The organism is Chitinophaga sp. YR627, assembly GCF_900114995.1.
Classification (GTDB): domain Bacteria; phylum Bacteroidota; class Bacteroidia; order Chitinophagales; family Chitinophagaceae; genus Chitinophaga.
Window position 1 is genome coordinate 467,544 of record NZ_FOUX01000004.1, and the last position, 21,390, is coordinate 488,933.

The following is a 21,390-nucleotide window of genomic DNA, read 5'->3' on the forward strand; positions in this document are numbered from 1 at the left end:
AATCTTAATATCAATTACTCTTTCGCACGGATCAAAAGTACAATGTTGTGTGATGGATAGATGCTCAAATAAGGAAAACGATTTGTCAATTAGGGAAAAACAAAAGCGCCTCCATGTAAATGAAGGCGCTTCAACTATTGCAGGTTTATAGAAAACAGTTGTTCGTTACAGACTCGCAGCCAATGCTCTCCATGGCTCCAGTTCAGGATTGCCAGGTTTGCGCTTACCAAAGAATTGTGCGATCATTTCACCGGCGCCATCGAATACTTCCAGCGAAGTAACGATACCATCTACTGAAGGTTTCTCTACTACCCAGCTTTGTGCAATGGTATCTGTTTTCAGATGCAGGTTAAAGTCTTCATCCATTACATTGATCCAGTTTGGGATCTCCAGGATCTTCTGTACCGGACCAGTATGAATTTCGATATTACCCGGATTACCCACGAATACCATTATCTCCAGACCAGTTGCGGAAGCCTGGTTCAGCAATGTTTTTACACACTCACTGTTTACCCGGCGGGAGAATTTGCCTTCTGCCAGTTCAAGCGCGCCTGTTCTGGATAATTTATGCTTCATCAGCAATGGGAAGAAATCATGTGTATCCTGTAAGTTTGCCCATCCTTCCAGGAAGGATGCAGCATCTGCGTTTGCATCATTATATACCGGCGCAGCAGGAGCTGGCGCAACTGTAATAGCAGCTGCCTGCTCAGCAGCAGTGAAGTCAGCCACTACTTTATCCCATGCGCTGAGATCGGTCTGTTCCACAGCGTATATTTTCATGATGGCGCCACCCTGTGCATCAAAGATCTGAAGAGATTTTTTGAAGCCGATCGTTTCGTCGTTCTCTACTGCAAAACCATATTTCCAGCGGGAGAAGAACATACGCAGATCAATGTCTTTACCCAATACAGTACCGACATGTTTATTCTCAGTATTTACTATTTCAAAAACGCCTTTGCGTTCTATTACACAATTTTCATTGCGGGTCAGCACCATCACTTTACCTAATGCCGGCATCGCCTGCATGAGTGCAGGAAATTCATTCTTCAGGTGCTTAATGGTTGTTCCGGTGCAGGCGGCGACGATTTCGCCCTCGCTCACTTGCAGCTGATGGGCAGCATCACGGATCCTTGTTTTTGGATGTTGTTCACGGAAATTCAGCCATTGTTCTTTTAATGTAGAAGTCGCAGTTGCATTCATTGGATTACAATACGTTTATTGCCTTTTCGGCAGGTGATTTAAAAAGGCCGTCGGCAGCGGCGGTTACCACCAGCGGATAATGACATTGAGGATGTTCCAGTACGGCTACTTCCACACCGAAACAGTCTTTAATATGTGCGGGAGTCAGGATCTCCTCCACAGTGCCCTGTGCATATACGCCTCCATCCTTTAGCAGCAGCATTTTATGAGCATAAGCAGCGGCCAGTTGAAAGTCGTGCAGCACGGCTACTACCAGTACGCCGCTGGCGGCGAGAGAAGTAGCCAGTTGCAGGGATAACTGCTGATGCAGGATATCCATTCCTGTTACCGGTTCATCGAGTAATAACATCTTTTTACCGGTATAGTCAGTGGCCTGCAAATCAGGCGCTTCCAGTAGCTGCGCCAGTACCCGGGCCATCTGTACCCGTTGTTTTTGTCCTCCTGATAACGTCGGATATGTTCTTTCACGCAGGTTATATACCTGCATCATCTTCAGTGCATAGATTACGATCTCTTTGTCCAGTGCAGAAAGATGGGTATTATATACATAACGCCCCATATTCACTACTTCCGTTACAGAGAAAGGCTGATTCAATGTGATCTGTTGTGACAGTACTGCCCGCATCCTGGCCTGTGCATCTACCGGCAATGCTTTCAGTTCATTTCCGGCGATATTCACACTACCCTGATAGTGCATATACTCTCCTGCTATTACTTTCAGCAGTGTTGATTTACCCGCTCCATTGGCCCCCATGATCACACAGAGTTCGCCGGCGTTCGCATCCATGCTTACACCACGCAATATCTGTGCTTTTCCCAGGGACAGTGATATATCTTTTGCACGCAACATCATGCCAGTATAGTCCTTTTTTCTTTAATAATCAGCCATAGGAAGAAAGGCGCTCCTATGACCGCTGTAATGATACCTACGGGTAGTTCAGCGGGCGCTACGATGGTCCGGCACAACAGGTCGGCAACTGTCAGCAGCACGGCTCCCGATAGCGCGGAACCTGGTATCAGTATCCGGTAATCCGGTCCGGTGAACTGCCGTACAATATGTGGTACGATCAGTCCGATAAACCCGATGATACCTGCCACTGCCACACCAGCAGCGACCGCCATGGTGGCCAGTATGACCAGGAATGCTTTCAGTTTTGGTACACGTACACCACTGTGCATTGCCTCTCTTTCACCCAGTGCCAGCAGATTCAGTGCCGGCGCAAGGCGGGGCAGCAGTATCAGTGGAATGATAATGAAAGGTGCAATACCGGCAACGGTTTTCCAGCTGGCGCCACCTAAACTTCCCAGTGACCAGAACGTAATACTACGCAGCTGTTCATTGTTGGCCAGGTAGGTCATCAGACCGGTCACTGATTCACACAATGCCCTTACGGCAATACCTGCCAGCAGTAGCGTAGAGATAACTGCCTGTCCGCCGGTACGCGCAATGCGAAAGATGAATAACGTTGTGATGATCGCTCCGGCAAATGCAGCGAGATTCAGCGCATAAAAGTTAAGCGCCGGTGCACTTTGAAAAACAGGTAATGCATTTTGTACAATAATCATCACTACCGCTCCCATCGATGCACCTGAACTGATCCCTATCAGTCCCGGATCAGCCAGCGGATTACGCAGCAAGCCCTGTAAAGAAGCCCCTGCCAGCCCCAGTCCTGCTCCGATCAGCACACTTAGTACCACTCTGGGCAGACGGATCATCCAGAGCACACCCGGCATATTCTCTTCGTAGGCAACAGGGAGGTGTATACCTGTTTTCTCCAACAGCATGGCAAGCACCTGCATCGGAGACATGTGCATTGCACCTGTACCTGTCGCCAGCAGTATCACTACAATAAGCAATACGCTTAAGATCGTGATACTGCTGACGTTTTTTATGTTGATATTCATCTTTATTAGTTCAGCTTCGCAGAAAGCTCCTGTACGGCCTGAATCACACGCGGTCCAAATCCTGTCAGCAGCTGGCCATCCATCGTAATCACTTTCTTTTGTTTACCTGCGTTGGTTTGCGCAACACCCTGTACTTTCAGCAGACCATCTACACCACCCATGCTTTTTAATCCATCATCAAACATGAGGATCACATCCGGATTAGCTGTTACCAGCGCTTCCGGTGTCAGTGGTTTGAAATCATTAAATCCATTGGCTGCATTCTGTGCACCAGCCAGGGCGATGATCTTGTCCAGCGGTGTTTCTTTACCGGCTACCATCATGGTACCAGCGCCACGCGCATAGATGAACAACACTTTCTTAGGGTGTGCCTGGACATGCAAAGTCTTTTGTTCTTTATCCAGCTGTTTGATCAGCGTCGCGCCTTTTTCAGGCACATTCAATGCAGCAGCCACGTCTGTAATCAGCTTTTTAGTGCCGGCTACGGAAAATTCCTGCTTCATCTGTATGGTTTTTACACCTACACTTTTAAACTGGTCAATAACGGCAGGCTGGATAAAATTATCTGTAGCGAGGATCAGGTCAGGCTGTAACGCCAGGACCGGCTCCGCGGAAATATTACGGTTGTGGCCTACTTTGGTCACGGCTTTCATACTGGCGGGATAAGTACTGGTGACATCCACCCCTACCAGTGATTGCTCAAATCCCAGTGCGCACACGATCTCGGTAACAGCACCATTCAGTGATACAATACGTTTCTGCGCATTCACATTCATCGTCGCCAACAGGCATACAGCAAAGGATACGATCATTGCACGTACCCGCATATGATTCATCATAAGTTTGAATAAATAAGATTGATTAATATGCTGGAAAGAAAAAATTAATGGTTGACCCTACCCGGGGTTTGGGCCAACCATCGCTTACCGTAAGCATTTTTACTCCGCCATGCTCCGGCAAGATCTTAGCAATAAGTTATCGGGTACCAGACACCGGGAAGTACAGTATTGACACGGCAGTGCCCTTTACGGAACTTCGCAGTTTTCCGGTACAGTTTACCAGTAATGAAAAAAATTAAGTGTACCTGACAGCCGAAAATGATATAAGGATATATCAGAAATGGTCTGACAGTTGCGGCGGAGTAATTGAGTAATGCAAATCTATGTCATAGAAATGTAACGAACTAATCAAATCGGGAAAATTTTATGACAATCTTTACGCAAATGGGAAATATTTATAAAATTCAATATTTCCTCAGGAAGTTCCCGGAGGGGTTAAACTAAATACTTTCCGGTGTTGTTGTTTATATATTACCTATCACCGGAAAAATTAATACCCATGGATTGGGATGAAATACTAAATCCATTATCGCCTTACTATCAGAGTGCGATGCAGGAACAACAACAACTTGTTAATCTGCAGGACGGTCTGATATCTGCCGCCAAAGAGCTGATGTCATCCGTATACCCGCAGATCTATCACCTGGAATCAGCGGGCTATACAGAACTCGAAAACACCATTATTTCAGAATGCGTAAAACTGTCATGTAAGCTGAATGATATTATTCTCAAATACCAGATAGAGAAATAGAACTGCTATTCTACTGCGAATGAAAGCCTGCCGGCATTCACCCCCGCAACGATGCCATATCCGTTCTCCACATTGGAATAGATATCCTCCGGATTCAGCGTAAAATCAATGCCGTCTTCCAATCGCTGATCTGATGTGGCATCCAGGTATTTATAAGCACCCGTTGTCAGATTGCTGACTTCCACTATCATGTAGGAAGCTGTAACCTGTTTGCTTGTCTGTAATACGAACAGCACGTCTTTTCCGCTGATACGTTCATCGCTCAGCAGCACTTCTCCCTGGTAACTGTTGCCTATAATATCGGCAAAGTTGTTATTAAAGGAAGGGTCCAGTCTGAACTTTACCGTATCGCGTTTAAAAGGGGTGATAATACCGTTTACGGTGTCGGCATTATACACGCGTATTCTGTAGTAGTTTTTCTCATTGCTATCATCTTTCAGGTTGAAACGCACCCTGTTGCCCAGCTTTTGTGCAGCCCCGTCTCTGATCTCAGGACGCTGTGGAGTACTGTCTGTTGCAGCGACACTGGTCAGTCCGCTGTAATTAACCGTGATCTTATACTGACTTCCTGCCCGTGCCGGTGCATGCGACACATAATATCCTTTCCCATTGATCACTTTCCATTCCGGTGCCGGTATGGATTTACCGTCTTCATACATCGTGACGGTGGCATTTTTTAACTCAGGGAACTTCAGGTTCTGATATTCCCTTACCGGCTTACTACCGGTTACCCGGATATATACAAGGCTGTCAGGCTGTATCAATGCATTCAGCACGATCTTATCGCCATCATAAGGTATCGCAATCCTGGACTCCTTGCTACAGGCAACGATTATAACAGTACATAATATTGCAACAATGATAAACGGACGCATACGTTTCATTTAAAATTTTATTGCGTAGGTCACACTTGGCAGAATAGGCAGGATACTGACCTCAGCCAGATACCGCTCCTGTTTCTCCCTGTCGGTGACAATCGTGTAAAAGAATGGGTTCTGTTGATTATAAGCGTTGTACAAACTGAATGTCCAGCTCTTTGTCCAGAGTCGTTTCTTCTTACTGTACGTCGCACTGAGATCCAGGCGGTGCATCGGCGTAGTACGATACTTATTCCTGTCACCCATATGATCGAGTATCGGATCATTCTGTGGCGGATCATAAGGAGATGGATCATCAATTCCCTCATAACTGGCGTTGGGTAATGACAAAGGCGTACCGGAAGCATATTCCCAACTGGCAGATAACTCCCAGCGTTTGCCCAGTTTCTGTGTGATCACCACTTCCAGATCATGCCGGCGGTCGTATTTGTAAGGGAAAGTCTTACCCTGATTTACACCGGGAAAAGTCCTTTCTGACCAGGCCAGCGTATATCCGATCCAGCCACGGGTGGTACCTTTCTTTTTCTCCAGTAATAATTCTGCACCATAACTACGCCCCTTACCGATATCCACTACTTCATCCCAGTCCTTGCCTGCGCCATTGAACGGAGACGCAGAGCCTTTATACTCTATTACATGATCCATGGTCTTATAATAGCCTTCGAGCGACATAGCGTACATCCCTCTTCTGCTAGTTTTAGATACGCCCAAAGAACCCTGTCGTGAGAACATTGGTTTCACCCTGCCGGATGAGGGTACCCATAGATCTGTAGGCAGACTTGCCTGGTTATTGGCCAGCAGATGCAGGTACTGCGTCATATGCGTATACGATCCTCTCAGCACCCATCTGCGAGGCAACTCATAACGGATACCCAACCTGGGTTGTATAGAATTATAGAACCGACCATCTACCAAAAAACCGGACGCATGTACCCCCAGGTTCAACCAGAGATTATGCACCGCATTCCATTCATCTTCTCCATACAGGTACAATTCCTGTCCTACCGAAGTCACATCCCCATAAGAGGTATCCACTGCCGGTTGATCTTTACCATTGTCCTGAAATACAGATACGCCCGGTGTGAAAATGTGCGTGATCGCACCAGCGCCAAATTTAATCGTGTGTTTGGGCTGCGGTCTGTATTCAAAGTCCATTTTAGCCACTGCATTCTGTATCCGGGAATAGTACTTACCGGATAATATGACCGTGTCCAGGGTATTCAGCGGCTTGTAGTTATATTTATAATCAGTGGAAAAATAATATTGGGAATAATTCGCCGTAACATTTGCAAACATCTTCGGCCCAAACACATGGTTCCAGCGTAGGGTACTGGTATAATTTCCCCAGAGAAAATTAGAACGGCTGTCTCCATAATAAGTCCCAATGCCGCCATCTGAAGCACCTTCCTGCCATCTTACACTTAATTTATCCTGCCCTATATAAGTGCTCAGATAAATACGGTCTTTGGGAGAAAAGATGTGATTAATCTTCACATTGGCATCATAGAAATACACATATGCCTTACTTTTCGGCCCCGTCTGGGTGTTATTGTTTATAGCCAGATCATCCATCAGCATATCTGTATGTGAACGACGGGCAGATACCAGGAAAGAGGTCTTGTTCTTTTTCAACGGCCCCTCTACCATCGCTTTCGCAGCAATCAACCCGATAGCCGCTTCTCCATGATATTGCTGCATATCTCCGTCTTTCAGGGAGATATCCACAATGGAAGACAAACGACCACCATAACGGGCAGGAAATGCACCCTTATAGAAATCTGCATTCTTAACGATATCCGGATTGAATACAGAGAAGATACCAAACAGGTGAGAAACGTTGAAGATGGGCGTACCATCCAGCAGCACCAGGTTCTGATCGGGGCTGCCTCCTCTGACATTCAGGGAGCCTCCGCCATCCAATCCGCCGGAAACACCCGGCAACGCCACTATCGTACGCATTACATCCGCTTCTCCCAATAAACGGGGCATGGATTTAACAGCTGCAGGAGATACATTCAGGCGACTGACAGTACTCTGCTCCGTTGGCCGGACTGTATCCACAATAATTTCCGGCAAGCTGCTCCGGGGATGTAACGACACGATTACGGGCGTGTTTTCGTCCTTTCGGGCAGACAGGCGTCCAGGTTCATATCCCACATAAGAGACGAGCAGACTACTGGTATCCCGGGGAAGCGTAATACTGAAAAAACCGAACTGGTTTGTCATTGTTCCCACATGTAATATCGGAGAATAAACGGTGGCCCCGATCAGTTTTTCGCCGGTGAGGTGATCCTGTACATATCCGCTGATTGTATAAGTAGGATGTTTTTTAACCGTCAGGACGATCTGATCGCCGATCCGGGCAAAGGAAATATTGTAGGGGCTAAAAATTTCATCCAGGGCTTTTTTCAGGGGCCTGTTCTGCACATTGATGGTCACCAGCGGTGAGAGGTCCACAATGTTGCGGCTATAAGAAAAATGGATACCATATTGTTGTTCGAGTATAGTACATACTGTTTCCAGCGGCTGGTCCTTAACGGCCACGCTGATTTTCATTCTCCAGTCCCACTCTGACGCCTGTACAGAAATACTGATCAATAGCATCCCCAGCAGGAATCTACCAAACAGTGACATCATTCGTTTTAAGGTTATAGCTATTATTCATCATGCTTCTTTAATGTGACTCCTGACGCTCCCTTTTCTATTATCGCATTGGTCATAAATGCGAGTGAGGCCAGTATATTGTCGGCTGTTTCGCCGGTAAAAGTGGCAGTTACCGGCAGTGCCAGCAATGTACTGTCTGCGGTAACGGTTATGTTATACACCAGTCCGATAGTCTCCAATACCTCTGACAATGGCGTGTCTGTAAATGATAGTTGTTTGCCAACGGCATCTGCCACATGCGCAGCTACCCGGAAACGTTCCTTATCCTGTTGCTCCAGCAGCATACCGGCAGAAAGCACAACGCTGTCGCTGCTACGGCTATCGCTGACCATCACTTCTCCTGTATCCACATGCACCCGGAACGGGCTTGCTTTTCCTGCGGTTTCCACCATAAACCGGGTACCCAGTACCCTGATGGTACGTTCCCCCAGTCTTACTATAAACGGACGGGCAGCATCCGACGTTACAGTAAAAAGCGCTTTTCCTTCCAGACTCACCTCTCTCTGCTCTTTACCAAAACCTGGTGAGACCTCCAACAGGGCTTTATCTTCCAGCTGAATCGTAGAACCGTCTTTAAGATAAGCGACCACCGGCCCGGTATAACGCTGCACCCTGTTGCTGCGGGCCGTCAGCCACCACCATCCTGTTCCTGCTGCGATGAGTAACACGGCTGCTGCCGCCCACCAGCTACGCCGCGTATGACTGACCGTCCTGCCGCCCATACGGCCACTGAGAGACTGCCAGGCACGTTCCGTATCCGCCGGGGTCACCTGAATAGCAGGTTGCCCTTTGAGCAACTTTTCAAGTGAAGCCAGTAAAGCCGGATGTTCCGGATCGCTTTTCAGCCATTCGTCCACCCATTGACACTCAGTCACATCGGCTTCACCGAGCACGTATTTACATAGCAAGGCATACAGTGCCTCGTCAGCATTCAGTTTAGTCATCGAACAGTTTGTAGTGTTTTAAACAGGTGAAAGCCGTGCCGGAGCACGTACTGACTTTCCCCGGTAACAGGACGCAGGTTATTAGATCTTTCCCCTATAGGGATAGGTAAATATTTTGGTGCATATAGCTGCTATAATCCCCCGGCGGATATATATCCATCCCTAAAATAGCAGTAGCAACAGGTTCAGGTAGTCCTTCAGTTCCCGGTGCATAATTTTCAATGCTTTTCCCATCTGGTTTTCCACCGTCTTCACAGAAATGTTCATCACTTCGGCAATCTCATGGTACTTCAATTGTTGCTGACGGCTGAGTATAAATACTTCACGGCAACGCTCAGGGAGTACTTCCAGGGCTTGCTGATACCGTTTTTCCAGTTCCCATACCGGCGATTGAACCGGTACATCTGCTGCCTGAAGGTGACCGGCGGTCTGCTCTTTTTCCTGCCTCACTGTCTCTTTCCGCCAGTTACTGATGGCCGTATTCCGGATCGCGGCCAGCAGGTAGGACCGGGTTGCCCCCGTGATATCAATAACCGCTCTTTTCTCCCACAGTCGCAGGAATACCTGCTGCACTACCTCTTCCGCCTCGTGGACATTACCAGTGTAATGCACGGCAAAAGCGAGACAGGCGGCATGATGTTCTCTAAAGATATCTTCAAATGTTTGGCGGTCCAGCATTGGTTAAAAGCGGTGTAAAGATATAATATATACCCGGTTTTGCTGTGTTATCACCTGACAATCATTCTTTACAGACATACAAAACGGGTATTATACGTCTGCTGTAAGGGACTATCGGTTATTGTCTAACTTATTTATCTTTGTGCCCGCATGTACAATTTTATCAAGAATATACTCTTCCGCTTTCCTCCGGAAAGCATCCATTACCAGGTAATGAAGGGCCTGCAGATCATGCATGGTCTTCCCCTGGGAAAAAATATACTCCACTCCTTTTGTCAGCCGAAACGTAAAGGACTGGAAAGACAACTCTGGGGACTGACCTTTAAAAACCCTGTCGGCCTGGCCGCTGGTTTTGACAAGGACGCCCGTTTTACCGACGAACTGGCCAGTCTGGGCTTTGGCTTTGTGGAAATCGGTACGGTTACGCCAGTATCTCAGCCGGGTAATGATCAGCCACGTCTGTTCCGCCTGCCGGCAGACAAAGCGCTGATCAACCGTATGGGTTTCAATAACGGAGGCGCTATCGCTGCTGCCAAACGCCTGCAAAAAAGAAAATCCAATATCATCATCGGGGGGAACATCGGTAAAAACAAGATCACTCCTAACGAGGAAGCGATCAGTGATTACGAGAAATGTTTCCATGCCCTGTTTGATGTAGTGGATTACTTTGTCGTGAATGTAAGTTCTCCAAATACACCTAACCTGCGTGCATTACAGGAGAAAGAACCTCTGAAACAGCTGCTGCATCACCTGCAGACACTGAACAATCAGAAAAGCAAACCCAAACCGATATTGCTGAAAATAGCACCAGACCTGACTACGAGTCAGCTGGACGATATCATAGAAATCGTACAGGAAACCAAACTGGCGGGTATCGTAGCGACCAATACTACTATTGACCGCTCCAACCTGGAAACCCCTGCTGCTGAAGTGGAAGCCATCGGCGCAGGTGGACTCAGCGGTCTGCCTGTAAGGGAGAAAGCAACAGAAGTGATCCGCTATATTCATAAAAACACCAATGGTGCTGTGCCGATCATTGCGGTAGGTGGTATCTTCACCGCTGCAGATGCCCAGGAAAAACTGGACGCCGGCGCCTCACTGGTACAGGTCTATACAGGCTTCGTTTATGAGGGCCCGACCATCGTTAAGAAGATCTGCGAAGGATTACGTTAATAATCCTGTTGATAAATAATAAAAGCGAAGGGTGTCTGCCACATGGCAGACACCCTTCGCTTTTATCCCACTATCCAGAAACTGAAAACACTACTAAGATTCCTGAAATCATCACCATCATCCCTCCTGTTATCTGACTGACCTTTGACCTGTAAATATCAAATCACATGAAGACACCAGATATACAGGCAGCACCGCTGAGTGCTGAGGAAATAGCCGCTATAAAAGTATTTTACGGCGCATGGAAAGAACAGCAACCAGACCTGCTGGATAACGTCTGCACACCAGACTGGCAGGATATCCCACTGGGCCCCGGACAGGCAGATGGCCCACAGGGGCTGAAAGATATCATCCGTAGCTTTGTAAGTATCTTCCCGGATATAGAGATCATTATTCATGAGATCATGGGTGTACACGAACGGGCAGCCGTAAGAGCTGCTATCACTTTTACACACGATAAAACAGTGTTGGGTATTCCTCCAACCAATGAGAAAGTGAGCATTCCATTGCATGAATTTCATTACCTGAAAGACGGAAAACTCACCCATACCTGGCATATGGAAGACTGGTTCGGATTACTCGTACAGAGTGGCGCGTGGACAGCCGAAGGATTGGGACAATAAAAAACACAAAGGGCTGTCTACCCAATAGCAGACAGCCCTTTACATTTATCAGATCTCATGCATTACTGTGCCAGTATATCCACATCTGCGATCTTCGCAGGAAACCAAACATTCATCTCCCCTTCTCCCCGGTTTGCCCAGGCATAATAAGGGATCAGCGTAATTTGTCTGGGTGTCGTATTCACCTGCTGTTGCTGCACATCTACATTGACACTTTTACCTTCTCCCTTCAATACAACAATGCCATTCAACAGCTCTTTTCTTTCTTCCGGCTGGAATATCGCAGGAAGTATAAGATTGCTGGTACGGCCATCATTATCTTTCCACTCAGCGCAATACATTAACGGTCCACGCTGAACCGCCACTTTTCCTATGTCATCTTTGATCTTATTATCCGCCAATACTTCATGTGTATCCATTGGCAGCTGCATTTCCACAAGATCCTTTTTACTCCATTTTCTTTTGATCACGGCATATCCCTGCTCCAGCTGGTAATCAACCGACTGACCATTTACTTTGATCACTACCTTGTGCTGATCCTGGTCTTTGAAATGATATAATCCACCAGGAATGGCTTCCTGTCTCGCCCATCCCGGCACACGCAGTTTTAAGGTAAATTCAGTGGCTGTTGCCGGTTCAATATTGAAACGCAGATCGCCGTTCCATGGATAATTGTTGGTCTGTACGATCTTCACTTTCTGCTTTTCTACCTGGATATTAGCAGTACTGCTGATAAACAGATTCACATATACATCCCTGGCTTTCTGTGCATAGATATAACCAGGTAATGAGGGCAGAAAGCGCGCCATGTTAGTAGGGCAACAGGAACACTCAAACCATCCGGAACGGCCAGGTTCCATACTGTGATGATGCACGCCATTTCTGATCTGCATAGCATTAGTATAAAAGAAGGATTTACCATCCAGTCCGACGCCGGCTATCAGTCCGTTGTACAACACTTTCTCCAGCATATCCACATATTTCGCATCACCGTGCAACTGGAACATCCGCACATTCCAGAAAGCATTACCGATCGCTGCGCAGGTTTCGTTATAAGCGGTCGCATTAGGCAATTCATAGTTCTCACCAAAACGTTCTCCATCAGGAATAGCACCGATCCCTCCCTGTACATAGATCTTTTTTGTGGCCATATTATCCCAGATCCTGTCTATTGCATGCAGATAGGCAGTATCTCCATCCAGTGCAGCTACATCGGCCATCGCTGCATACAGATACATGGCTCTTACGGCATGTCCTACGGCTTCAGACTGATTAACAACGGGCTCCTGGTCCTGCCAGTATTTCCCATTCTCCCACTGATTTCTGCTCTTTGGATTGTACTGACGTTTGCCCCTTTCATCGATGAAGAACCTGGCCAGTTGCAGGTATTCTTTTTTACCGGTGATACGGTATAAACGTACTAATCCCATTTCCACTACTTCATGTCCCGGCGCTACACCACGTTTTCCGGGTCCGAATGTCAATACCAGCAGGTCGGCATTCTTCAGGGCAATATCCAGGAAATTACGTTTGCCGGTAGCCAGGTAATGTGCGGCGGCAGCTTCGAACATATGTCCGGAGTTATACAACTCGTGACTCAGTTCATGTTCTCTTACCCAGCGTTCCGGGCCAGCCCAGTCATGCGGATGCGCCGGGTCTATGGTACGGGCAGTATACAGATAACCATCCGGTTCCTGTGCTTTCGCTACGATCGTGATCAGCGAATCTACATAGGCATCCATCTTTTTATCTGGTGTTACTGCCATTGAATAAGCTGCTCCTTCAATCGTTTTATAAATATCTGTATCGTCGAAAGGATACTTTGTACAGAACTTACCTTGCTTTGCAGCTGCCATCTCAAAGTTCTTCACACGGCCGGTACTTTCACATCTCGCAAAGGAAGCCGGGATTGTGACGGTATGATTGACACGGATCCTTGGCAGCCAGAAGCTGTCAGTCAGTTTTACAGCGGTGATATCCACCCCTCTTACAGGATAGTCAGCCTGCTGCGCACACAAAGGCAGGGCATACAGCAGGGCCAGTGTTAACAATTGTTTCTTCATAACCTTTATTATTAGTAACCAGTATTCTGCTTCAGATTGCCGTTCTTGTTGATCTCAATACGGGGAATAGGAAAGAGTGTGCGGTAATCACCATTCGGCAAATGTGAGAACCAGGCTTTCCTTGTAAATACTTTAAAACGGATCATATCCTGTCTGCGACGATCTTCCTGGTTAAACTCCCATCCCAGTTCATCCAGAAAACGGCCATATTGTACATTATCGCCACCCTCTATCGTTTGATTCAGGTGATTACGCAGACCATAGTTATACACACTTCCTTTCACCAGATCAGCGGCTGTTACGATCGCTTTTTCCGGATGATCGGTGAAGTTACGGCGTCTTACTTCTGTAACCAGATCAGCTGCAGCAGCGGTCTTTCCATCCCTCATCAGACACTCTGCTTTCATCATCAGAATGTCCGCATATCTGAATAAAGGCCAGTCATTACTCAGCTGCACATTCGCATTCTGTTTGATCTCAAATTTACCCAGACGGAAACCATGGATCTCTTCTGAAAGATCGATACCCGGCACCTCATTTACAAATGCCAGTGGCTTTCCGGTATAAGCCCCCATTGTACAGTTAAGCGGTTCTCCTGCAGCGCTGTATTGCTGTCCTTTGATCCAGTTATCCCGATAGCGGGCATCATCCTGGTCAAAGGTGTTAATAAACTGTGGGATCGCACAGATACCGCCCCATGGGGTAGACTTCAGGTTATAAGTCGCCTGACTGGCAGGCTGCAATGTCTGCATATGTATATCAAAGGCATTCCAGTCAGTCACATATGTTTCATCAAAAGGCAGTGCGAAGATGATCTCTTTTGAATTTTCATTCTCTGTAACAAACAGGTTACGCTGTATCGGTTCCAGGATAAACCCTTTTCCTGAATTGATGATGGCATCGCAGGCGGTGATACAGTCAGCCCAGGCAGCAGTACCGGTATAGACTTCCGCATTGATATACATCTTAGCCAGTAAGGAATAAGCTGCCCACTTATTGAATTTGCCATAAGTGGATTTATCATTCTTGTCACTCAGTAAACCGATATTGTCTTTGATCTCTTTGATGATGAAGTCGTATACTTCTTTTCTTGAACTTTGTTCAGGCAGGAATCCATCAGGCACATTAAAGTCTGTCACGATCGGCACATTGCCATATACGTCACACAACACATAGTAGTAGGAAGCCCGCAGTACCTTCAGTTCCGCCAGTGTCTCTTCCTTACCACTGGTAACAGGTATCGCACCTGATTCCAGCTGATAGATCACGCGGTTACAGTTAGTGATACCAGCATATGTACGGCCCCAGGTGTTGATGGTCACATCATCGTCAGAGGTCCATTTATGTTCATGTAAACGACGATAGATACCTCCATCTACCCAGCCATTGGGTCGTGCAGGCACTACGGCTTCATCTGAAGTCGCTTCCTGGATACGCGCATATCCATTCCAGCCATTCAATACAATACGCCAGTTCACATAAGCAGCGCCTACCAGCGATGCCAGGTCCTGTGCGGTAGGTTCAAATTGTCCGGCGATGATCTGATTATAACTATCATCTTTCAATTTGGTACAGCTACAGAGAACGATCAATGTAGCCAGCAATATTTTTTTTGCAGTATGTTTCATAACGGTAGCATTAACGGATCAGAAACTCATGTTTACACCAACAGTAAATGTTCTCACAGACGGATATTTATCCCTGTCATCAACACCAGGCGCCAGTCCCAGTCTGTTCACTTCAGGATCTATCCCTTTATAACCAGTGATCACAAAAGTGTTCAGCGTGGATACATACACTCTTGCGGCATGCACGTATTTTGATTTCAGGTTACGGAAATTATAGCCCAGTGTGATGTTATCTACCTTCCAGAAATCACCATCTTCCACATAGTAGCTATTGAACTCCAGCGGCATATCCTTACTCAGTACTGCTTTACCGAACACCTTATCATAAGCTGATTTCAGGCGATTGTATTGCTGCAGACCGGTATTCTCATAATACATCCGCTGAAAGTTCAGTATCTGATAATCAAATGCACCGCGCATAGTGATATTCAGGTCAAACTGTTTGTAGCGGAAGCTGTTGTTCCATCCACCGTAATATTTCGGCAAACCATTTCCCAGTACACGCTTATCCTCAAAGGCATGCTGGTAGTCGTCATAATTAACTGGTTTTCCATCACGGCCTTCATAGATCCATTTACCATCCTGAGAGATGTCTGTTACCTTGAACCCATAGAAGTCACCGATCTTGTCACCGATATTTACAATGTGCGTGAAGGTCTGGATCGGTTCACCGGTCCCGCCGGTTGTGAAATAGTTATTGGTAGCCTTGTAGATATTATTGGAAAGACTGAGCAATTTATTGGTATTCGTAGAGAAGTTCACGCTGCTGCTCCATTCGAAGTCTTTTGTTTTGACAGGAATAAAGTTCACGATCACTTCCAGACCTTTGTTTTCCATCTTACCAACGTTGGCACGGGTAGAAGAAAAGAGGTTCGGCGGACTAGGCACCTGATAATCATACAGCAATCCATTGATACGACGGATGTAGTAATCTACGCTACCGCTGATCCTGCCCTGTAACATGGAGAAGTCAGCACCGGCATTGGTTTCATGTTTCTCTTCCCAGCGCAGGTCTGCATTCGGGTTCTGTGAAGGTCCGAGTGTCTGAATCCATACGCCATTGGAATATACATAGGAACCATAGCTCAGAATGGCCACACCCAGAAACAGGTCGGTCGGCTGTGTACCTGTAACGCCATATCCTACACGCAGTTTCAGGTCATCAAACAGACTTTGTCCTTTCATGAATGCCTCATTGCTGATACGCCAGCCCGCGGATATCGCCGGGAAGTTACCCCATGGCTGTTTCGTACCGTACAACTGACTGGCAGCTTCATGTCTTAAACTGGCCATTAACAAATAACGATCATCAAAACTATAGCTTGCCCTGCCGAAGAAGCCGATCAGGTTTGTTTCTCTTTTTTCGCTGTATTCCGGCGCCAGTCCTTCTTTCAGTGCCTGTCCGATACCAATGTTATTATAGGTAAAGCGGTCGGTCGGGAAATCCCAGTTCTGTGCCCAGTGTGTATTGAACTCATTCTCCTGATAACTGTAGCCACCCAATAAAGTGAACTTATGACGTCCGATATTCTTATTGTATTGCGCTGTCAGTTCCATCAGCCTGTCAATAGATTGTGTACCTCCTACGGAAGCATATCCATTCCGGCCGTCTCTCAGCGTGGAGATATGACGCTTGGTCTCTGAATACCCTCTGTCTTCATTATAACGCGTATAAGAGAACAATGCAGACAGTTTCAGTCCTTCGACAGGCAAGAGGGTCAGCGAGCCATTTAAACGGGAATTCTGGGATGTATTACGGCCATCACTCTCATATAATCTTGACAGGGGGTTTTCATAGTTGAAAAGTCCTGTCTGCTCGTACCAGTTTCCTAAGGAATCACGTACCGGTGAAGTCGGGTTCCGGATCATGGCCTGTCTGTAGGTATAACCATTGAAACTGAATCCATCACCGGTAGTAGTGTATTTATTATTAGCGTTCAGCATACCCAGATTGATACGAAGTTTATCATCCAGCATACTGTGATTGATATCAATGCGGCCGGTAAAGGTGCGGTTATCTGACTTCTTCATGATACCTTCCAGGGAACGGTAATTCACATTGGCGAGGTAGTTTGTTTTACTGTTTCCCCCTCTGAAAGTCAGGTTATGCACATGGGTCAGCGGCGTCTGTGATATTTCTTTCAGCCAGTCTGTATTAGCGCCCTGGTTCCAGGAAGCATCCCTGAGGCCTTCAGCGATCTGTTTACGATAGTCAGCTGCAGTCAGCATGTCCGGTTTGCGGGCAATCGTCTGTGTACTTACATAACCACTGTAATCTACGGAGTTACTGAATGTACCACTGGCTCTGCGGGTGGTGATGATGATCACACCGTTGGTACCACGCGTACCATAAATTGCAGCCGCAGAACCATCTTTCAGTACGTCGACTGACTCTATGTCTTCCGGCGCTACGGTCTTCAGGTCACCGGGAATACCATCTATCAGCACCAGAGGATTGGCATTCGCACCCAGCAGTGTTGTATTACCACGCAACAGGATCTGTGAACCACTGGTAGGATCACCACTGGGGGTACCGATTGACAGACCGGCAACTTTACCCTGTAAGAGCTGACCAGCATCCAGTACGTTTCCCTTGATGAAGTTTTCTGATTTTACTGTGGCGACAGCACTGGTCAGATCGCCTTTTCGCAGACTACCATAACCAATCACTACCACGTCAGCCAGAGAGTTTTCACTCAATGTCAGCTGAATACTCAGCTGACTACGGCCCCTTACCGCTACTTCCTGTGTACGATAACCGATATAACTGATCAGCAGTGTATCGGCATCGCCCCTGGCTTCCAGTGAAAAGACGCCTTTATCGTTTGTCATGGTACCGGCGCGGGATGCTTTTACGACGATACTTACACCCGGAAGCGGCTGACCTTTTTCATCGGTCACTATCCCGGTAATCACCTTCTCCATTCCTGCAGGGGGTGTAATCCCCTCTGCGACAGCCTGCATGGCGGCTGACATAGGTCTTCTTTTGATAATAATATAATTACCATCCTGTACATAGAACAGTTCATCGGGCAGCAATATATCCAGCACTTCTTTCAGGGAACGTTTTGTTCCTTCGAGTGCGGGAGCAGGAATGCTGCTGGCAAGAGCGCCATCCACAATAAAAAAGAAGGGTGCCTGCGTTTCGATACGCTTGAGGACTTTGTCCAGTTTGCCTTCTTTGGTGTTGAGCTGCAACATGACGGTATTGAGGTCCTGCCCACTGGAGGGCCGGGCCATCAGTAGTAATGTTGTCGTGCACAGCACCATCATTATCATGATCACAGTACGCATCAGCTTAAATAAGAGATCAGGTAAATAATATATCAGCCGGGAAGAGCGCATAGGCATCCCTGACAAAATACCGGAGTATTTCATATCTTTAAATGCATTTTGTATGATGTAATAGAATACAAAGCCGTAGCGCCTGTTTGCATGTATGGTTTGCAGACTTTGATGCAGACAGCGCTATGTTTATCCTTTCCTTTCAGGAAGGGATTTTTTATGTGGTGTTACCTGGGAAATTGTTTGTTTTTTTCATAACGGGATTACTTATTGTGCGTGAAATTATAAACTGCAACCTTGTCCGCTGATATACACTTCCTGCTGATCTTCGCTGATGCGGTACGTGGAATTGTTAATCTTACATAATAGTCCGAGTATCCTCTCCAACGTGGCATGTTCATCAAAACTGGCGATGAAAGTACATTTGCGCAGTGCTTCGTTTTCAAAGTGAAAAGTGACCCCATATTTTCTGCTCAGGTTATTCGCCACTGTTTCAAATGTTTCATTATCGATCTCAAACCTGCCGTGGATCCAGGCGTGGGCAACCGTAGCGTTCACTGTTCGTTCGACTGTCGTTTTTTCCAGCGTGATCTGCTTGTTGGCTGTTAATATGCTGATATGTTGTTTTTCATCCTGTACCTGGATCTTTCCGGAAGCAACCGTAATAGCGACTGCTTCATTATTATATGCTTTGATATTAAAAGAAGTGCCCAGTACTGTCGTGATACATTTGCCGGCTTTTACGATGAATGGTTGGGTCCTTTTGCTGACGTCGAAGAATCCTTCTCCTGTCAGTGTTACTTCCCGCGAGAGCGTGTCTTCCCTGTACTGTAGTTTACTGTCCGCATTCAGCCATACGATGGAACTATCTGGAAGTACGATCCTGTTCTGTTGTTCACGAGGTACATAGACTGCCATCCTGCGTCCTTCCGGTTTTTGTATGATCCACCAGACACCGGCTGTCAGCAGTATTGTGGCGGCTATACCTATCCACCAGACAGGTTTATACTTCTTTTCCTCCTCTTTCCCATACCATTGCATCAGAACTGCGGTTTCTTCTTCAGTAGCAGTACCAGCCAGCCATTTATGTGCAATGGAACGAATGTAGTCATCAGACATCGGCTTCAGTATTGTATATTATATATAGAGTGTTAAACTGACAATTTACCCTTGGTGTAAATAAAATATTTTTCTGAGGAGGGTTTAGCGGAGGAGATGTACAATGTATCTGGTTTTACCTGTAAGGTTTTCAGGATGCTGAAGGAGATGTGCTTGTTTTAGATAATATATTGCTGTTTGCGATCAGAGAACGGCGCTGTACAATGCGCTTAGCTTTACCCGCAGGGTTTTGAGGGCTTTTGTAAGATGCCCTTCTGCTGTTTTAGGAGATATATCAAAAGTTTTCGCTGCCTGTAATAAGGAGTGATCCAGCAGTTTATTATACCGGAACACTTGTCTGCTTTTCTCCGGTAATTCATTAGAGATGGTTTCTATCAGCTGTAATAATAAGCGATCGCTGACAAGACTTTCCAGATCGGCATGACCACCCACCAGCTGTGGCGTATGTGACAGCGCTTTCATACGGGAAGCGATGGTCTGTTGCCTGGCGATGTAATGAAATACGGCGTAACGGGTGATGGCAAAAAGGTAATGTTTCAGGACGGAGATCTCAATATCGTGCCTTTTTTCCCAGAGGATGATGAATGTGTCCTGCACGATCTCTTCGGCGACTTCTTTTACCTGTAGCCGTTTCAGGGTAACATGATACAGCATATCCCAGTAACGGTTGTACACTTCGTTAAAAGCGTCTACCGAGTCAGTCCTGATCATGTCCCACAGGTATTGATCCGTGTGTGTGGAATCCGGATGGATGCGAGCGTTTTTCACCGTGAAAAAGTATAAAGACGTTACATTGTTCTACATACCCTTATAAGTGTGTAATCTACAATTAAATCTTAACTTTTCCAACAGGGGATTGGTGTTTACAGTTTTAACCGCCAGCATTTACCGCATTCATCATCGTACATCCCACTACGCCGGCAGTCTCAGTACGCAGACGGTTATCACCCAGGGAAACGGGCTGAAATCCCTTATCTAATGCCAGCTGAATTTCCTCAGGCGTAAAGTCGCCTTCAGGTCCTATCAGCAGCAAACTATCCTTACCTGCCTGCATGGCCTGCCAGAGATGTGTTTTTTGTTCAGGCAGACAGTGTGCGATAAACAGTTGTTGCGCAGGCGGCTGTTGTACCAATGTATCAAATGCGGCAGGTGCTGTCAACTCCGGCAGGTAATACTGTTGCGATTGCAACATCGCAGATACCAGGATATTTTCAAAACGGTCCGCACGGAACTTTTCCTTTTCAGTACGCTGGCTGACCAGGGGAATGATCATCTGCATGCCTATTTCGGTGGCTTTTTCCAGGAACCATTCTATACGGGAGGAATTTTTTGTAAAGGAGATCGCGATACGAACAGGCGATTGTACAGGCGGCATCAGTTCATATTGTTTTATGGTGACTATACATTTCTTCCGGTTATCGTCAGTGATGGTAGTGGTGTAGCGGCCGCCACGTCCGTCGGTTAACAGCACTTCATCTCCTTTCTCATGTCTGAGGACCATGATACAGTATTTTGAAGTAGGCTCGTCCATGGTGTAATGTCCTGACTGCGGAGTAATGTCTTTTGCGTAAAACATGATTGCCTGTTTAATTTTTGCAAATATCGGGAGGATATGATTCAGTACAATAGTGCAAATGAAA

The 21,390-nt window shown here is 46.7% G+C and carries 17 protein-coding genes; 3 read left to right on the forward strand and 14 right to left on the reverse strand.

What is annotated here, in order from left to right; genetic code table 11:
* Window positions 1-165: 165 nt before the first annotated feature.
* The 4 genes from BMZ72_RS22490 to BMZ72_RS22505 are packed head-to-tail and all read right to left on the reverse strand — an operon-like array spanning window position 166 to window position 3,944.
* On the reverse strand, window positions 166-1,200 hold the full coding sequence (locus BMZ72_RS22490) for a hemin-degrading factor (protein ID WP_089811953.1): 1,035 nt from the start codon (window positions 1,198-1,200) through the stop codon (window positions 166-168).
* A 4-nt stretch (window positions 1,201-1,204) separates the two neighbouring features.
* Window positions 1,205-2,053: a heme ABC transporter ATP-binding protein gene (locus BMZ72_RS22495; RefSeq protein ID WP_089811954.1), complete on the reverse strand. Its 849-nt coding sequence runs from the start codon at window positions 2,051-2,053 to the stop codon at window positions 1,205-1,207.
* Window positions 2,050-3,105 carry a FecCD family ABC transporter permease gene (locus BMZ72_RS22500; RefSeq protein ID WP_089811955.1) on the reverse strand — a complete coding sequence of 352 codons (1,056 nt, stop codon included), beginning with the start codon at window positions 3,103-3,105 and terminating at the stop codon, window positions 2,050-2,052. The genes BMZ72_RS22495 and BMZ72_RS22500 overlap by 4 nt, the downstream gene beginning before the upstream one ends.
* Before the next feature lie 5 nt (window positions 3,106-3,110).
* Entirely contained in the window at window positions 3,111-3,944 is an 834-nt protein-coding gene (locus tag BMZ72_RS22505) for a heme/hemin ABC transporter substrate-binding protein (protein ID WP_255373269.1), read from the reverse strand.
* A 499-nt stretch (window positions 3,945-4,443) separates the two neighbouring features.
* On the opposite strand from BMZ72_RS22505, the gene BMZ72_RS22510 reads away from it, so the two are divergent.
* The gene (locus BMZ72_RS22510; RefSeq protein WP_012794788.1) at window positions 4,444-4,695 is read left to right on the forward strand and encodes a hypothetical protein; all 252 of its coding nucleotides are present in this window, start codon (window positions 4,444-4,446) and stop codon (window positions 4,693-4,695) included.
* 5 nt (window positions 4,696-4,700) lie between these two features.
* On the opposite strand, the gene BMZ72_RS22515 is transcribed toward BMZ72_RS22510, so the two are convergent.
* The 4 genes from BMZ72_RS22515 to BMZ72_RS22530 all read right to left on the reverse strand — a co-directional run bounded on the left by BMZ72_RS22515 (window position 4,701) and on the right by BMZ72_RS22530 (window position 9,859).
* The gene (locus tag BMZ72_RS22515; protein WP_089811956.1) at window positions 4,701-5,579 is read right to left on the reverse strand and encodes a DUF4249 domain-containing protein; all 879 of its coding nucleotides are present in this window, start codon (window positions 5,577-5,579) and stop codon (window positions 4,701-4,703) included.
* A complete protein-coding gene (locus BMZ72_RS22520) occupies window positions 5,580-8,210 on the reverse strand; it encodes a TonB-dependent receptor (RefSeq protein ID WP_089811957.1) in 2,631 nt (876 codons plus the stop codon).
* A 20-nt stretch (window positions 8,211-8,230) separates the two neighbouring features.
* Window positions 8,231-9,181 carry a FecR domain-containing protein gene (locus tag BMZ72_RS22525; protein ID WP_089811958.1) on the reverse strand — a complete coding sequence of 317 codons (951 nt, stop codon included), beginning with the start codon at window positions 9,179-9,181 and terminating at the stop codon, window positions 8,231-8,233.
* A 162-nt stretch (window positions 9,182-9,343) separates the two neighbouring features.
* A complete protein-coding gene (locus BMZ72_RS22530) occupies window positions 9,344-9,859 on the reverse strand; it encodes an RNA polymerase sigma-70 factor (protein WP_089811959.1) in 516 nt (171 codons plus the stop codon).
* 150 nt (window positions 9,860-10,009) lie between these two features.
* Here BMZ72_RS22530 and BMZ72_RS22535 point away from each other — a divergent pair, with 150 nt between their 5' ends.
* Entirely contained in the window at window positions 10,010-11,032 is a 1,023-nt protein-coding gene (locus BMZ72_RS22535; protein WP_089811960.1) for a quinone-dependent dihydroorotate dehydrogenase, read from the forward strand.
* 167 nt (window positions 11,033-11,199) lie between these two features.
* Window positions 11,200-11,655, forward strand: coding sequence for an ester cyclase (locus BMZ72_RS22540; protein ID WP_089811961.1), 456 nt, complete (start codon window positions 11,200-11,202; stop codon window positions 11,653-11,655).
* 62 nt (window positions 11,656-11,717) lie between these two features.
* Here BMZ72_RS22540 and BMZ72_RS22545 read toward each other — a convergent pair whose 3' ends face one another.
* The 6 genes from BMZ72_RS22545 to BMZ72_RS22570 form a co-directional block, all read right to left on the reverse strand.
* Window positions 11,718-13,718 (reverse strand): glycoside hydrolase family 127 protein, encoded by a 2,001-nt coding sequence (locus tag BMZ72_RS22545; protein ID WP_089811962.1) that lies wholly within the window; start codon window positions 13,716-13,718, stop codon window positions 11,718-11,720.
* An 11-nt stretch (window positions 13,719-13,729) separates the two neighbouring features.
* Window positions 13,730-15,346 (reverse strand): RagB/SusD family nutrient uptake outer membrane protein, encoded by a 1,617-nt coding sequence (locus BMZ72_RS22550; RefSeq protein WP_089811963.1) that lies wholly within the window; start codon window positions 15,344-15,346, stop codon window positions 13,730-13,732.
* An 18-nt stretch (window positions 15,347-15,364) separates the two neighbouring features.
* Complete coding sequence (locus BMZ72_RS22555) at window positions 15,365-18,724, reverse strand: SusC/RagA family TonB-linked outer membrane protein (RefSeq protein WP_218155273.1); 3,360 nt, start codon at window positions 18,722-18,724, stop codon at window positions 15,365-15,367.
* Window positions 18,725-18,913: 189 nt separating this feature from the next.
* Window positions 18,914-19,750: a FecR family protein gene (locus tag BMZ72_RS22560; protein WP_089811964.1), complete on the reverse strand. Its 837-nt coding sequence runs from the start codon at window positions 19,748-19,750 to the stop codon at window positions 18,914-18,916.
* A gap of 183 nt (window positions 19,751-19,933) precedes the next feature.
* Entirely contained in the window at window positions 19,934-20,461 is a 528-nt protein-coding gene (locus tag BMZ72_RS22565; RefSeq protein WP_089811965.1) for a sigma-70 family RNA polymerase sigma factor, read from the reverse strand.
* 160 nt (window positions 20,462-20,621) lie between these two features.
* Window positions 20,622-21,326: an RsmE family RNA methyltransferase gene (locus BMZ72_RS22570; protein WP_089811966.1), complete on the reverse strand. Its 705-nt coding sequence runs from the start codon at window positions 21,324-21,326 to the stop codon at window positions 20,622-20,624.
* Window positions 21,327-21,390 lie beyond the last annotated feature (64 nt).